Below are 15,033 nucleotides of genomic sequence, written 5' to 3'. Positions count from 1 at the left end.
TAAAGAAGATATTGAAACATAAGGGTACTGGACTTTTTCCTGGCAGGATCATGACCCAAAAACTACCCGGTCTCCATGGCCTGCCATCAAAGGGGGAACAGAACCGACCTGGCCCGAGCCCCTCAGGACAGGATACCCCAGTTCGATCATTTTGCGGACTGCCGGCAGGCCGGTGCAGTGGTTGGGGACAATCCTGAGGAAACCAAAGCGTTGCAGATCCACGATCGCCTCCTCCTGCTGCGGGGTCAACGGGCCAAAGGGGGCGATATGCAGACCGCCGTACAGGCCATAGATAGAGAGTTCCAGCATGCCATCGACGCCGGCTGCCGCAAAGCGGGAACGCATGTATCCCTCATGCCAGCCACAATCGAGGAGGAATCTATGCTTCCGACCATCCAACGACCCGACCTCGATCAGACTGGCACTTCCGGCGGCATTGTCGGCATGCCACGACGCCTCCCACTGATCGGCCCCCGGTCCGCCTGCGGCCTCGATGTCCGGCAGAATGATATCCGTATCGTGCCAACCGATCTCCGAAATGGATGTGACCGTGACCGATCGGCATGTACCCAAAGAACTTTTAACATCACCGTTTACGGACGTTTTCATGACGACACGCACCCATCTTGCCAATCGCTCTGCATCCGCCGCAGACCAGGATACCTGCGATCCCGAGGATAACCAATGGCGCCAGGAGGAGGGCCATGACCATGATGACAGCTCTCCCCTGATGGAACCCGGCCAAGGTCATTCTTCCTTTTTCGGCTCTTCGTGCGGCATCGACTGCAACCGCTCCTTGCCGAGATGTTACACCCCGCCCGAGTGCGCCAAACAAGCCTGCTTCATCATATGCGATAACTAAAGTTCTAGAATTCATTGGACCTCTCCAAAACGGCGTATGGCCATTTCCGCAATGATCGATGATGCTCGACAGTCGATGGCCCCCACCTGTCAAGTTTCACTCCCGCAAGTATTTTCGCCAAATCATCCATCCCACGATGGCGGAACCAACCGCCAGAAAAGCTCCGATCCCCAACCCCATGCCCAGGCCAAGGCCTGCCTCCTTGATAAACTGGGCCGTCGCAACGGTTGACAAGGAGAGCGACGAATTTGCGGCAGCCCCTTTGCTCGCCGCCATCATTGAATTTTGCGCGATCATGAATGTCACCCTCAGTAAAGACGTACATATTTCCGGTAGAGCCAGTATCCCATCCCGGCAATCCCGAGTACCCACACACCCACGCCAAGGCTCATCCCGGCTCCCATGCCCAATCCCTTGATCAAATGGGATTGTACGGCAAACTTCAACAGACTGGAGGATCCTGTCGCCGCTTTGGCGGCGCCGGATGACGCAGCCGAATTGATCGCTGGAAAGTTCATGTCAAATGCTCCAATGTACCGCACAGTCACAAACAGGCATCCCCAAGACGGCCAACCACTCTGGCAAGGCAGTCTCCTCTGTCACCCTTTTCGACTCATTTGATCCGCCCGAATGTCGCGCCATGGCCTGTTCCCGTCTCCTCAGTCATGGCGCATCCCGGTACCACCCCTATCCCACAAATTGTGCCAAAGTTAACATGCAACATAAAAATTAAAAATTTCAATATCTTAAGTAAAAATACAACCCGACGGATCCCAACCCTTCCCTACGGATATCTGGACATATATGGCCTATGTTGCCATTTTTGGCTGGACAACAATGACGGAAGCGCTGTCAGAAATACCTTTTGAGCACAAATTGATCTTTGTTAACATGGGCTGCATCGGGCGGCAAAAAACAATGATGATGAAACACCTCACCGAACGGTACAGACAAGAGGTCCATCCCCATGGAGACCGAACACACATTCCCCCCCTGGGAGGAACGCCATCAGCGCTGGCTGGCCATCGGGCGCGATCACCCTCCCGAATGGCTCGCCGCCTACGTTGAATCTCCTGCTGCACGCTGGGTGGTCAGCCTGGAAGATGGTCCAGATAACGACCGGCGCCCCTATGCGGCCTACCTGAACGACCCCCAGGATCTCCCCCATTGGGCTTACGCCCTGGCCAAAGCTTATCTCGACGATGTAGGTGAATGGCCCCTCTTCGGCATACGCGCCGAACTCGCCTTGGCCGAGTTCTCCGAACACAACGACATTTCCCGCGCCGTGCGAGAGATTCTGGCCGCCATCCACCCGGTCTGGCCGGATGTGACCATTCGCCACATCGGGGAAGAACAAAAAGAGTGAGTCAAACCATGAAATGGCATGTGCAATTGGATGCCGGAATCTCCGGCGACATGTTTTTGGGCGCCTGTTTGGATCTGGGGGTGGACCGGGAAGCGATGATCCACGCGCTCCGGGGGCTTGCGTTGCCGGCCTGGACCCTCGCGGCGGAAGTGGCGCGACGCGGGGGAATGCGTGGGATACGGGTCGATGTTCAGGTGCCGGATGAACATCATCACCGCCACTTGGCGGAAATTCTGACATTGATCCGGGGGGCAGGTTTCACGACAGCCGTAGCGCAACGGGCCGAGGCCATCTTTACCATCCTGGCCGAAGCGGAGGGAGCGGTTCACGGTCTCCCCCCGGAAGAGGTGCATTTTCACGAAGTCGGAGGCATGGATGCCCTTCTGGATATCTGCGGCGCAGCCTGGGCCATTGAACATCTGGGCGTGACCGGGGTGAGCACCGGTCCATTGCAGTGTGGTTCGGGCAGTGTCCGCTGCCAACACGGCGTAATGCCGGTGCCTGCCCCGGCGGTGGTGGCGATCGTGCAAAAATATCGGATCCCCCTCCAGCCGGAGCATGTCACCGGTGAAACGGCCACGCCAACGGGAACAGCCATTCTGGCCCACCTGGTTCACAGCCTTGCAGCAGCGGGTGGATTGACCCGAATCGACCGAACAGGCACCGGGTTGGGACAACGCGAACTCCCCGAACGGGCCAATGCCCTGCGCATTTTGGCCGAAGTACCGGCAGCGGCTGCCATACCCGGCAAAACGGATATGGATCCCTTTCAGGAACAGGTGGCGGTTTTGTCGGCCCATGTGGATGACATGAATCCGGAGTGGTACGGCATGTTGTGGGAAAAATTGTTTGAAGCCGGCGCCTTGGATGTGGGACTCATTCCCATGACCATGAAGAAGGGGCGGCCAGCGGTACGCATTGAAGTTGTGGTGCAGCCTGCGGCTGCCGATGCGTTGGCGCACTTGATGTTGCAGCAATCCACCACCCTTGGTGTTCGGATACAAACCATGCAAAGGTGGGTTTGGCGTCGCAACAAACGCCTGGTCTCCACCCCTTGGGGGCCCTTGGGTCTGGTCGAGGCAGGAGGAGTGCGCCGGGTTGAGTACGACGATCTGGCCAACATTGCCCGCCTCCAGGAGTGGTCCGTGGCCGAGGCCTATGACAAACTCCTGCCCTTTCTGGGAGGGGGCGTTCAATGAATTCCCTTTTCCCACGGAGACTTTCCAGATATCCTGCGTGGCGGATGGGGTGTTTGGGGGTTCTTGACCCGAATGGCATCGCTTGGCAAGACCGAAAACGCGCCTGTTTTTTCGACTGGGAGATTCCGCTGTGGCCGAGAAAAGAAAATTTCGACTGGTAACCCGTAGCGATTTCGATGGCCTGGTGTGTGCCGTCATCCTTAAAGAGTTGGACATGATCGAAGAGATCAAATTTGTCCATCCAAAAGACATGCAAGACGGCAAGATCGAAATCACAGGCAACGATATCACCACCAACCTTCCCTACGTGGAGGGGGTGCATATCGCCTTCGATCACCACGCCAGCGAGACCATTCGCCGAGGTGACAAAAAACCGGAGAATCATGTCATCGATCCACACGCCCCTTCAGCCGCCCGGGTGGTCTACAAGTATTATGGAGGCCCGGATGCTCTGCCCAATGTCTCTCCAGAAATGATGGCCGCTGTGGACAAAGGCGACGCTGCCCTGTTCAGCAAAGAAGAGATACTTCACCCCACCGGGTGGGTTTTGATGAACTTTCTCATGGACGCCCGGACGGGTCTGGGCCGGTTTCGGGAATTCCGCATCTCCAACTACCAGCTCATGATGCAGTTGATCGACAACTGCCGTACCATGGATATCTCCGAGATCATGGAGTTGCCCGACATCAAGGAACGGGTGGATCTCTATTTTCAACAGGAAGAGACATTCAAGGCCCAGTTGAGGGCCTGTTCGACCGTCCATAAAAATCTGGTGGTCCTGGATCTGCGTGACCAGGATCCCATTTATGCCGGCAACCGGTTCATGATTTATGCCCTGTACCCCGAAACCAACATCTCCATCCATGTGCTGTGGGGTGTCAAGAAGCAAAATACGGTTTTTGCCATAGGCAAGTCCATTCTGAACCGGACGTCCAACACCAACGTCGGTGAGTTGGCTCTCCAATATGGCGGCGGCGGCCATCGCAACGCCGGTACCTGCCAGGTGGAGAACAGTCACGCTGAAAAGGCCCTCCGGGAGTTGGTCGAGCGGATCACTCAGGATGGTTGACGGAGTCACGAAATTTTATTGGTACAAAAATTGCTTATCCTGATTTCTGCCTTGTCTCTCGTTGTGAGAGCGGGGGAATCGCATGCGGGATGGTGATCATGAAGTACCGGTTACTCGGAAAGTCGTGGCTTGGGTTGGCTTTGCTGCTCGGGATGCCACAGACAGCCAACGCTTTCTCCCTGGGTGAGATCCAAGTCAAGAGCCATATCGGGGAACCCTTCCTGGCTCGCATCCCACTGACTTTGCATCCACTGGAAACCTTTGACGATGGCGACATCACCCTGGGGGGGATCAACGATTATCGTCGCGTCCACCTCTTCCGCTCCAGCATGGTGGGAAATTTGCGGATCAAGGTGCAAAAAGATGCAACGGATTCCGCTGTGTTACTGGAGAGCGATGGCCCCGTTCAGGAGCCTTTTTTCAATGTCCTGATCAAGGCCTCGCGAGGCACGGGAGCCTTGGTTCGCAACTACCCGATTTTGCTCTCCTCTTCACACGAATCTCCCACCCAGAAAGATTTCCAGCAGGGCGCCCGGGAGTTCGACAGCCATCGCTTTGTCAAGTTGCCCCCGGCTGCGCATGGTCCGGCATCCACGACCCAGGCCGCTTTCCAGCATCATACCCTGCCGCGCGAAACCACCTTTGGGCCCGTACCCAAAGGAAAAAGTTTGGCCGATGTCGCCAAGATCGTTGGGGAGGGGAGTGGCCTGACCCCAAGTCAGGTGATGGTCGGGTTGTGGCACTCCAATCGCGACAAATTTTACAAGGACAACATCCTCGGCCTGGTCACTGGCGTCACCCTCTCTCTCCCCTCCGTGGGCGACATGAGCCGCGTCTCTCCATCCGAGGCCTGGCGGATCGTCCAGTCCCACCGGAACAGCTGGAAATCCACCCCTGAGGGTGTCACCAACTCTGGAGCGATGGGCCGGGATGGACCTTCCGACTTAGTTTCAGGAAAGGATGCCACGAAGGGTTCCTGGGGTGACAGGGGCAGATCCCACAGCAGTCAGCAGGCTGATCTGGCAGGTGGCCAACCCCATTCAGTCGGAGAGAGGACCGGGTTGCGCGAGAGCCAGAGGAAGGCTTCGCTTCCCAAGAAGGTTTCATCCACCCAACCGAAAAGTATGGAACAGCTGCAAACCGCTGGATCTTCACAGGACAGCAACGCATCAGCCAACCGGGGAGATGTTGCTGCGGAGCCGTCAACCGGTGGCTCACCTCCAGCAGGCGGTGCGCCAAAGAGCGTCGCCCTGGAGAACATCCAGGCAGAGCTTGCCAAGGCAAACCAGCGCGTCAAGGAGAGCGAAAAGCAACGCAAAGTTTTGGAAACCCAACTTGCCGTGCTGAAAAATCAGTCCCAGTCCCTTTCCAAGCGGTTTCTGGAACAAGCCTCCTCCGTGGAAGAGTTGGCTGATTGGGTCAAGGATGCTGGTCTGGGTGGTGTGGCCATCGCCATGGTGGCCTATCTCGGTTGGCGGATTCGCCAACGTCGCAAAAGCCAGGAAGAGCCTGACAGCATACTTGAGATTGTTGTTCCCGCAGAAAGGAAGAACGACACCAAGGGTAAGTCAGCAGAGTCCAGGGGCAACAAGGAACGCCAGGAGCCGGTCGTGGACGGCTCAGAGGTTCCGGCTGCCCCGGTCGCAGCGATTGTGGCTACGGTGGCTGCCGGGAGTTTGGCCACATCAGCCTCGCAACATGTTGATTCTCCTATCCGCCCGGACACGGGCGTCCCTCGCATGGAGCCGGATGGCGCGGACTCTGCTCCCCACGCAGCGCACGAGGAATCTCTCTCTGGACCCGATGTGCCGACTGACCCTCTCTCTGCCCGTTTGACCCTGGAAGGCCGGCAGGCCCTGGAAGCCCTGCGCCGCATGGGAAATCTGGAAGAGGCCGACAAGCCAGAGGATCAGCAAGAGGTGTCACCAGCGGACATGGGAGATGATCAGCCGAACATACAAATTGATGAGTCGGTCGCGGGACACAGTGAAGATGCCACGATACTTGCAATCATGCCCAGGCTGGACGGAGCCGACACGGTCTCCACAGCGGAATTTCAACATAAAGGTAAATCAGAGATCTCCGATATAGAGACCCCTGATCAAGAGACGACAGAATTAGGGACTCATAAAACTGGCGTCTCTGTTACAGCATCCTATGGTTCGATCGCCTTTTCGACCTCCGAATCCCTGGATGAATCGGTTGTGCTCAAATCGGGATTGGGAGAAGGCTCTGGCAATGCGCTGGAGAGCATCCCTTTCGTGTTCAGCTCTCTGAGGTCCACACCATCCAATAAATCTCGGGTGGGCCAGGAAAAGGAGGATATTGACTCACCCAAAGTCACCCCTGCATCCAACGGTGAAGGGAACGAAGAGTCTGATGACGATGGTGACCTGGATCTGAGTTCCTTGTCTGAAGAGGCTGGCCTGGGGCACTACCAGATGGATAAACCCGGCCCGGAAGGGGATTCTCCTCAAAATGCGGATGAAGATTCGCTTGAGAAGGAGGATGACGATGCCCTGGATCTGCGTATCATATCCGCTGATTTGGGTATGGGCGTCAAAAAAGAGGATTCCGTTGACGATTCCACCAGTTTCCCCAAATTTCATCCGGTCTCCGAAAGCAGGGTGGCAGCAAAGCCCAAATTGCTCAACACCGTTCGCTTCGAGCAGAGCGACTCTTCAGTTTGATGGCTGACCGTATCTATTCGGCACCCTTTTGAGAAAGGCTGGGAGATGAAGGCCTTCATCAGGGCTTCGCCCCGAACCCCACCAGGGCGCTGCCCTGGACAAAGCCAGGGAGCCAGCCCCCTGGACCCCGTTTCATGGTTGAGCTGTCCCCGGAGCATTGGAACATTTCTGCACATCAAATCGACACGGTTGAGCCACTATTCAGCACCCTTGACTTTATCTGCAACGCAGCGTTGGCATCACGACTCCGAAAAATGGATCTGGTAGGCACGGATGGTGCGTTGGATGAGATTCGGCAACGCCTGGCCCCAGCGCAAAAGTGTCGGCATGTCGCCACTCTTGCCGGCGAGGTCGGCCTCCGTTGAAGCGTGGTAGAGGGCTTTGGCGCCAAAGGTACCCGCACTGCTTTTCAAGGCGTGTATCTCCAAACGCATAGCCTGCACGTCACCGCCTGTTGCATCGAGCAAGATACGTTCCCGACGTTTTTCCGCCTCCTGGATGAAAATCCTGACCATGCGCGGCACCAACTCTGGCGCCGTATCCCGTGCCATTTGTTGCAGAACGGCAGCGTCCAACAAAGGCAGAGCGGTGATCACCGAATCTGCCTCAGGAAGAGCAACCGGGCCGTAAGACCCAACAACCCGGCCCGGGTTGGCCAATAAGGCCCGGATGCTGCCCAAAAGGAGATCATGTTGCACAGGTTTGGTGAGATATCCCTGGGCGCCAATGGCCATGCACGCTTCACGTACACCCGGAAAGGTGTTACCCGTCAAAATGATGATGGGCACATCCCGCATCCGTGAAGTGAGTTGACGAATTTGCCGCACGGCGGTCCAGCCATCCATTTCGGGCATGCCCAAATCCATGAGAACGAGGTCAAATGGAGCACATGCCAAGGCTTCCAAGGCCTCACGACCATTGTTGGCCACACCCACCACAAAACCCGCCGAGGTCAATATTTCCCTCGTGAAGATCTGCATTTCCGGGGAGTCTTCCACCAACAGGATCCGCATGTCCGACGAAAGATCGGGCGCCAGTTCCAGGGAGGCTGGCAGGGAAGAACCTTTTGGTGTGGCCTGATCAACGGTTGTGACGGCGACAGAGGTTTCTCCTGCCAGGGCATCTCCTTCCGCCACATCCCGCTTGGCGATGTTTTCCTGCAACTGCCGACTCATCCGATTGAAAGCCTGCACGGTTTCCCTGCAAAGGGTATGCTGGTGCAAAGATATTTCGTAGCCCAGACGCCCCTCTCCCAAAGCCTGGAATCCCGCATGGATGCTCTGGAGGCTTTGGTGCAGGCGTTGACTCAGATGCCATGCCTCGAACACACTGAATAAGGGGAACAAACCTGCAAAAACAAGAATGCTCAAAACTCCACCCGATGTATGAAACCCCTCACGGCCAAACAACAAGGCCACCAGAACGACCCCTTGCAAAGCAGTCATGCCAAAGATCACTTTCGATCGTAAAAACATGATGATTCCGATCCATCTTACGGGTCAGGAGTTGACTGGACACTCAGTTCGTTGACAGTGAATTCAGGAAAAAATATAGTCCGGGGGGGGGGGGGAGTGGGTGTACAGGGTTCTGTAATGGGGGGCGGTGCAGGGATACCTTTTCGAGCACGTCGGGCACAGAAAATAAAGATAGAAATGAATCAGAAAATATCTCTTGTTCGGTATTTGACCGCTTTGTTTATACCAACACTTTTGGTTATCGTCACGCTTCACCACATCATCTCTGAAGAGAGTCGGAAAATAATCTTAGCGACAGAAGAAATTTCCGGGCTCATGAGCATCAATGAGTTATACAACATTGTCGTCGTTATGCAGAGAGTGCGTGGTCTTTCTCAAATCAATTTACAGGAATCTACAAAAGAATCAAGCGATAATTTAAAACATTACTGGAAAGAACTCGAAGATAAACTGGACAGCAACACCCCTCTTCTTCCAGATGAATTTCAAGATACGAAACAGACCATTCGGCGCGATTTTAGCCCGGACCATGGCACATCCGATCCGAAACTTCTTTTCGATATCCATACCCAGATGATCAACCGTGTCAATGATATCATCAGAAATTTGGCTTTTCGTTCTCGGCTGTCAACCGACGTGGACGTGACGGTCTATAATTTAAAGGAAATCTTTCTGAGGTACTACCCAAATTTGGGTGAATCCATGGGCCGTCTGCGCGCTGTGGTGAGTATCATACTTGCTTCCGGGGAGTTCGGTCCGACTGACCAGATTCGGTTTGGCGAAGTCATGGGGCATGTCAACCGCGATCTGGAAAGAACAAGAGGGATTCATCGCTTTATCCGGGAAGAGGTTCCTTTTCTGCAATCGGTGTCGGGATGCTTTGACCGGGAGTTGGAGCCCAACTTACTGGCTGTTCTTGACTTCAGCAATACATTGATGTCCGAGAAGACCGTCAAGACAGATCCCCTGTATTTTTTTCTGGCAGTTACCTATGTAATTGAAAACAATATTGTATGTCATAGACAACTGCACGACAAACTGCATACAATCCTCAAGACCCGAGAAGGAGAGGCCCGTTCCCAGCGTCTTTTGACCATGAGCGTCTCTGGCGTGGCAATCCTGTTCATGCTTGGATTCATGACTGATTTTTATCGGCGCAACCGCCGGGCCATGCTCGCATTGACGGAAAGTCGGGAAAAAGTGGTCCAAATTCTGGAAGTCGTTCGCGACCAGCGCGACAAGCTGGCCTATGAACGGGAAATCGTCGAACATACGCTGGAAAAAATCAACCGGTCCGTCAAAATGAGCCATGCGGGTGCAACGCTTTTGTCCGTCCCCCTGGAGAGGATTGCCGGGGATTTTTTGCTGTATGCCGCCCGTCCAGATGGAACACGACACTACCTTCTGGGGGACTTTACAGGCCATGGCCTCCCCTCAGCCCTGGGAGGGCCCATGGTCGCGGATATTTTTTACACCATGACCCGAAAAAATTTCGCTCCACCTGCCATTCTGAATGAGATCAACGCCAAGTTGCACCTTAAACTACCCAGGCAGTTGTACCTGGCTGCCGCTTTCCTGGCCCATGATCCAAATCAAGGGCGCCTCCTGATCTGGAACTGTGGCATTCCCGAGATATTGCATTTCCACCAGAAAGAGTTCTACCGTTCCTACCCTTCCAACCATCTTCCTCTGGGTATTCTCGCCGAACATGAACTGGCCAAGATTGAGCAGAGCACCACAACAAATACGATGGATAGGGTCTATGCTTTTTCTGATGGGTTCTGCGAGGCACAAGACGCCCAGGGCGAGATGTTCGGCAGCGCCAACCTGCAACAGGCCCTGGGCGAACTCCTTCTGGAAGACCAACCCTTTCAGGGAGTCATGGAAAAAATAAAACGGCACAGAAACGGCCCACAGACGGATGACCTGACCATGCTTGAATTGGTTTTTGACGGAGCCGGCCCCCCAGACCCCGACACGTTGCTTTTAATCAACAATTTCGGCAAGAATTGCCGAAAAGCCAATGACTGAGCAGCCTTTTCAAATCCTCACCCCGGATGGGTTTTGCCAGATAGTCATCCATGCCGGCTTCCAGGCATTTTTCCCGATCTCCCTGCATGGCGTTGGCGGTCAGAGCAATGATGGGCGTGCGGCGCTTGTGTTGTTGCCCGCTTTCTTTTTCTCTGAACATCTGACAGGCCGTATAACCATCCATGTGGGGCATTTGACAATCCATGAGCACCAGGTCATAGGTGTGGGAAACCAGCTTTTCCAGGGCCTCCATGCCGTTCACGGCTTCTTCGATCGCAAAACCGTGCCGTCTCAAAATGCCACGCACAACGACACGATTGACGGAGTCATCGTCGACCAGCAACAGCCGCACATGCGGTGGAAAGGAGTGCCCTTCACCCTGAGCAGCACATGCGACGGGCTCTTCCAAAAACACGGGGTGCAGGAAGGGCAGATCAACTGTAAAAAGCGTGCCCTTGTTGACGGAACTGTCAACGTGAATATACCCTCCCATCAGTTTGATCAGACGCTTGGTAATCATCAAGCCAAGCCCGGCACCGCCTAATTTGCTTGTCGTGGGGCCGTCTCCCGGAGAGAACAATTTGAAAAGTCTCGAAAATTGGTCAGGATGAATACCAATGCCGGTATCCTGCACCAAGAACCGGATCCAGAAGGACTCCTTCTCCCGGCGCGTCGGTTCTGCTCCCAAAACAACTTTTCCTCCCGGCGGTGTAAATTTGATCGCATTGGAAAGGAGGTTGGTTAAAATCTGTCGCAACCGGTCAGCATCCTGGACCAGCGTGGCAGGAAGGTTCGGACCGAGGCGGGCACCCAACTCCAACCCTTTTTGACGAGCAGAATCCTGGAAAGTCGCCTGCAAATCCCCCAACAGTCTGTGTAAGTCGAACCGATTGTTTTGCAAGGTTAACTTACCGGCATCCATGCTGGTAAAATCCAGCATGTCATTGACGATCGTCAGAAGATTCAGTGCTGATTGTCTTATAAAATCGACCCGTTGCCGCTCCTCCTGGTGCAATGTTCCCCCCTGGAGGAGTTCCGTCATACCCAAAATGCCATTCATGGGGATACGGATCTCGTGGCTCATGGTGGCCAAAAATTCGGTTTTGGCACGCATGGTTGCGTCTGCCATATCCCTGGCCTGCCGTACCGCCTCCTCGATGGCCAGGGATCTGCCAAGCAACTGGCGTAAACGGTGGCGCAAAATGGCCCCATGGACCGGCTTGGCGATAAAATCCGTCACCCCGGCCTGAATCGCCTGCTCAATCCACCCCTCCTCCGGAGAGGGATCCACAATCATAAGGATTGGCATGGAACGACTTGGCGCGGTCGCCTTGATCCGGGAACAGAGTGTCATACCCTCCTTAAAGGAAATACCGGCACCCAGGAGGAGTAAATCCGGAGAAGAGGTACAAAACAGTGACCAAGCCTGCTCACCATGACAAGCATGGGTCACCGCATACCCGTCGGTGCGCAGGGTTTCATCAAACCACTGTGTCAACGATGGGTCACACTCTGCCAGCAAGAGGTTGGGCTGGTTTTGCATCGTCGCTCATCAAACCGCTTACAATATTTCGGATATTCAACGCCACCGGATCTTCACCCAGGCAAAGGGGTCAACCCCGGCTGGTGACAGGGGGTGGGACGTGTGACTGAAGCTGACACAACTCTCCAACATTCAACAGAAACGCCACCGAACCATCCGGCAGAAGAGCCGTTCCAGATAAAATGGTCAGGTGGGAAAACAGGCGCAGCATGGGCTTGACCACCAGGGCAATCGGATCGGCAATCTTCTCGACAGCCAGGGCAAACTCCCCTCCCTCGGCACGCAAAAGAACGACATGACATGCGCTCCGGGTTTGCAAAGCGGGAGTTTGTGGGCTGTGGTTACCGTGGAGAGGAGCATGCAGAATCTGGTCAAGAGGAAGCAAGGGAAACAAACGATCACGTATCCGGACCATGAAACCGTGCAATCTCTTCTCGACGTGTCGTTGTACGTCCGCGCCAAAATAGGAGATCAACTCGACAATGTTGGCTTGAGGAACAGCATATTGTCCATCCCCACTCCCAAGCAGCAGGGAGGGAACGATGGCCATGGTCTGCGGTATCCGGAAACGAAACTGCGTGCCCCGACCCAGTTGACTGGAAATGGCAATGGTCCCGTTCAGCCTGGTCATGGCATTTTTGACGACATCCATGCCTGTGCCACGTCCAGATATTTTGCTCACCTGCCCGACCGTGGAAAAACCTGGTTCAAAAATGACGCGGAACACCTCTTCCTCGGCGTGGTGTCGGGCCTGCTCTGCATCGAGCAATCCCAACTCGATGGCTTTGGTCCGAATTTTCTCCACATCAAGACCCCGGCCATCGTCAGAGACCTCAATAAAAATTTGGCCATGCCTCTGTTCCGCATGCAGCCTGACATGTCCCAAAATCGACTTGCCCGCCACTTCCCGTTCATGGGGAGGTTCGATGCCATGGTCTATCGCGTTGCGCAGCAAATGCCCCATGCACTCCTTGAGAGTCAAAAGGACATTTCTGTCCATTTCCGTCTCTCCCCCCTGGATATCGAGGATGGCCTTCTTGCCTGTCTCCATGGCCAAGTCGCGAACCAGGCGGTGCAAGGGTTCCCATATGGTATCGATCGGTTGCAAACGGTATTTGAGAACTTCGTCCTGAAGCTGGTGAATCCTGGTTTCCATTCCTTCCAATACCGTGTCACCTGCTGTTGTCCCGTGGTGCAGGGCATATCGCAACTGATTGAATGCAGACCCCAACTCCCCCACCATGTTCATCAGGGCATCCAGTTTCTCAATGGGGAGCCGAACGGTTTGGAGGCCAGACCCACCCGATCTTTCCCGCTCGGGCTCGGCATCCCGACAAGGCAAGGCAGAGTCGGCGGGTTCGCTCGAATCGCCCGGCCCACAATCCGGAACCAGGAGAGAGGTACTTCCGGAATCACCTCCCCGGGTCAGTCGTTCCAGGGCTTGAATGGGGCGGGAAAAATCCGGATTGCCCTCACTGCCGCTCCTTTCAATACCATCCAACGTATGGCGAACAGTGTCGAGGATACCAAGGAGAACACCGCAATTCCCCTGATGCGCAGTGATTTTCCTTTCGCGCAACAGATCAAGAAGATTTTCCGCAGCATGGGTCAACTCTTCCAGCCGGGAAAACTCCATCATCCGGCAATTGCCTTTGACTGTATGCATATGGCGAAACACGGTGTTCAGGAGTTCCATGTTTTCCGGATCCATTTCCAGGGCCAGGATGCCGCGTTCGATCTGGTCCAGGGATTCCCGATTTTCGGCAAGAAATTCCGCCAACAGGACTTTTAATGTCTCTTCGTCAAACATGGACAGAACACACCTCTTCTTGCCATTCTAGTCAGCTGCATCTTCCGTTCGCGCCAGCTCAACCCGGTTTCTTCCCCCATTTTTCGCCTTGTAAAGCGCCTGATCGGCCATATGAATGAGTATTTCCGAACCTTGGCCTGCCGCTGGAACGAGCGAAGCAACGCCCAGACTCATGGTGACGTGGTCAGCGACCTTGGAGTGATGGTGCGGGATGGCCAGTTCGTGAACGGCACATAACAGTCGATTGGCCACGCCCATGGCGCCCGGACTTTCCGTATCGGGCAAAACACAGCAAAACTCTTCTCCGCCATAACGCGCCACCAAGTCCACCGTCCGATGCATGGAGCGCCGCAGGGCATGCCCCACCTGCCGCAGGCAGGCATCCCCAACAGCATGGCCATAATGATCGTTGAACAATTTAAAAAAATCGACATCCATCAGGGTCAGGGAGATGGATGTCTGTTTACGTTGTGCCCGGCTCCATTCAAATTCAAGAAACTCATTGAACCGCCTGCGATTGGCAATACCGGTCAAACCATCTTCCTTGGCCAGGATTTCCAGGAGATCGCGGCTTCGTTTCAACTCGATGTGTGTACGCACCCGGGCCGTCACCACGGCTGGACAAAACGGCTTGGTAATATAGTCCACAGCCCCGGCCTGGAACCCTGCGGTCTCTTCGCTGACATCACTCAAGGCGGTGATGAAAATGACCGGCACATGCCGGGTGCGAAACCCCTCCTTGATGCACCGGCACACCTCGTAACCATCCATGCCCGGCATCATGATATCAAGAAGAACCAGGTCCGGCATGGTTTTGCCTGTCAGCCTCTTGAGTGCCTGTTCGCCATTCTTGGCAATTGTTATCGTATATTCCTGCCCCAGGAGGTTCAACAACACATCAATATTGAAGCTCTCATCGTCAACGACCAGAATGACGGGTTTTTCACTCATAGACAGTTCCCCTGCTTCTGAAAAGAAACATGCATGA

Annotated in this window: 13 protein-coding genes; 6 read left to right on the top strand and 7 right to left on the bottom strand. The window is 54.9% G+C overall.

From position 1 onward, the window contains the following. Positions 1-48 precede the first annotated feature (48 nt). Positions 49-609, bottom strand: coding sequence for a hypothetical protein (locus HQL63_02670; protein ID MBF0175743.1), 561 nt, complete (start codon positions 607-609; stop codon positions 49-51). Here HQL63_02670 and HQL63_02665 point away from each other — a divergent pair. Beyond that, entirely contained in the window at positions 608-862 is a 255-nt protein-coding gene (locus tag HQL63_02665) for a hypothetical protein (GenBank protein ID MBF0175742.1), read from the top strand. The genes HQL63_02670 and HQL63_02665 overlap by 2 nt on opposite strands. Positions 863-958: 96 nt before the next feature. Here HQL63_02665 and HQL63_02660 read toward each other — a convergent pair whose 3' ends face one another. Then, entirely contained in the window at positions 959-1,159 is a 201-nt protein-coding gene (locus HQL63_02660; protein MBF0175741.1) for a hypothetical protein, read from the bottom strand. Between the two features lie 11 nt (positions 1,160-1,170). After that, the gene (locus tag HQL63_02655; protein MBF0175740.1) at positions 1,171-1,380 is read right to left on the bottom strand and encodes a hypothetical protein; all 210 of its coding nucleotides are present in this window, start codon (positions 1,378-1,380) and stop codon (positions 1,171-1,173) included. A 449-nt stretch (positions 1,381-1,829) separates the two neighbouring features. On the opposite strand from HQL63_02655, the gene HQL63_02650 reads away from it, so the two are divergent. The 4 genes from HQL63_02650 (at position 1,830) to HQL63_02635 (ending at position 7,186) form a co-directional block, all read left to right on the top strand. Continuing rightward, on the top strand, positions 1,830-2,228 hold the full coding sequence (locus tag HQL63_02650; protein ID MBF0175739.1) for a hypothetical protein: 399 nt from the start codon (positions 1,830-1,832) through the stop codon (positions 2,226-2,228). Positions 2,229-2,236: 8 nt separating this feature from the next. Beyond that, entirely contained in the window at positions 2,237-3,427 is a 1,191-nt protein-coding gene (gene larC, locus HQL63_02645) for a nickel pincer cofactor biosynthesis protein LarC (GenBank protein ID MBF0175738.1), read from the top strand. A 130-nt stretch (positions 3,428-3,557) separates the two neighbouring features. Continuing rightward, positions 3,558-4,496: an exopolyphosphatase gene (locus tag HQL63_02640; protein ID MBF0175737.1), complete on the top strand. Its 939-nt coding sequence runs from the start codon at positions 3,558-3,560 to the stop codon at positions 4,494-4,496. A gap of 98 nt (positions 4,497-4,594) precedes the next feature. After that, positions 4,595-7,186 carry a hypothetical protein gene (locus tag HQL63_02635; GenBank protein ID MBF0175736.1) on the top strand — a complete coding sequence of 864 codons (2,592 nt, stop codon included), beginning with the start codon at positions 4,595-4,597 and terminating at the stop codon, positions 7,184-7,186. A gap of 239 nt (positions 7,187-7,425) precedes the next feature. Here the strand turns inward: HQL63_02635 and HQL63_02630 are convergent, their stop codons facing one another. After that, positions 7,426-8,631, bottom strand: a complete 1,206-nt coding sequence (locus HQL63_02630) for a response regulator (protein MBF0175735.1) — start codon at positions 8,629-8,631, stop codon at positions 7,426-7,428. Positions 8,632-8,976: 345 nt separating this feature from the next. Here HQL63_02630 and HQL63_02625 point away from each other — a divergent pair, with 345 nt between their 5' ends. Further along, entirely contained in the window at positions 8,977-10,692 is a 1,716-nt protein-coding gene (locus HQL63_02625) for a serine/threonine-protein phosphatase (protein MBF0175734.1), read from the top strand. Here HQL63_02625 and HQL63_02620 read toward each other — a convergent pair. From HQL63_02620 to HQL63_02610, 3 genes are all read right to left on the bottom strand, one after another. Beyond that, positions 10,652-12,235: a response regulator gene (locus HQL63_02620; protein MBF0175733.1), complete on the bottom strand. Its 1,584-nt coding sequence runs from the start codon at positions 12,233-12,235 to the stop codon at positions 10,652-10,654. The two genes, HQL63_02625 and HQL63_02620, sit on opposite strands and share 41 nt — an antisense overlap. A gap of 70 nt (positions 12,236-12,305) precedes the next feature. Continuing rightward, positions 12,306-14,045, bottom strand: coding sequence for a chemotaxis protein CheA (locus HQL63_02615; GenBank protein ID MBF0175732.1), 1,740 nt, complete (start codon positions 14,043-14,045; stop codon positions 12,306-12,308). 27 nt (positions 14,046-14,072) lie between these two features. After that, a complete protein-coding gene (locus tag HQL63_02610) occupies positions 14,073-14,996 on the bottom strand; it encodes a diguanylate cyclase (GenBank protein MBF0175731.1) in 924 nt (307 codons plus the stop codon). Positions 14,997-15,033: the final 37 nt, after the last annotated feature.

This window comes from Magnetococcales bacterium (genome assembly GCA_015231175.1).
Taxonomy (GTDB): domain Bacteria; phylum Pseudomonadota; class Magnetococcia; order Magnetococcales; family DC0425bin3; genus HA3dbin3.
Note: the sequence above shows the minus strand (reverse complement) of the source record. Positions and strands in the feature narration are given on the sequence as shown.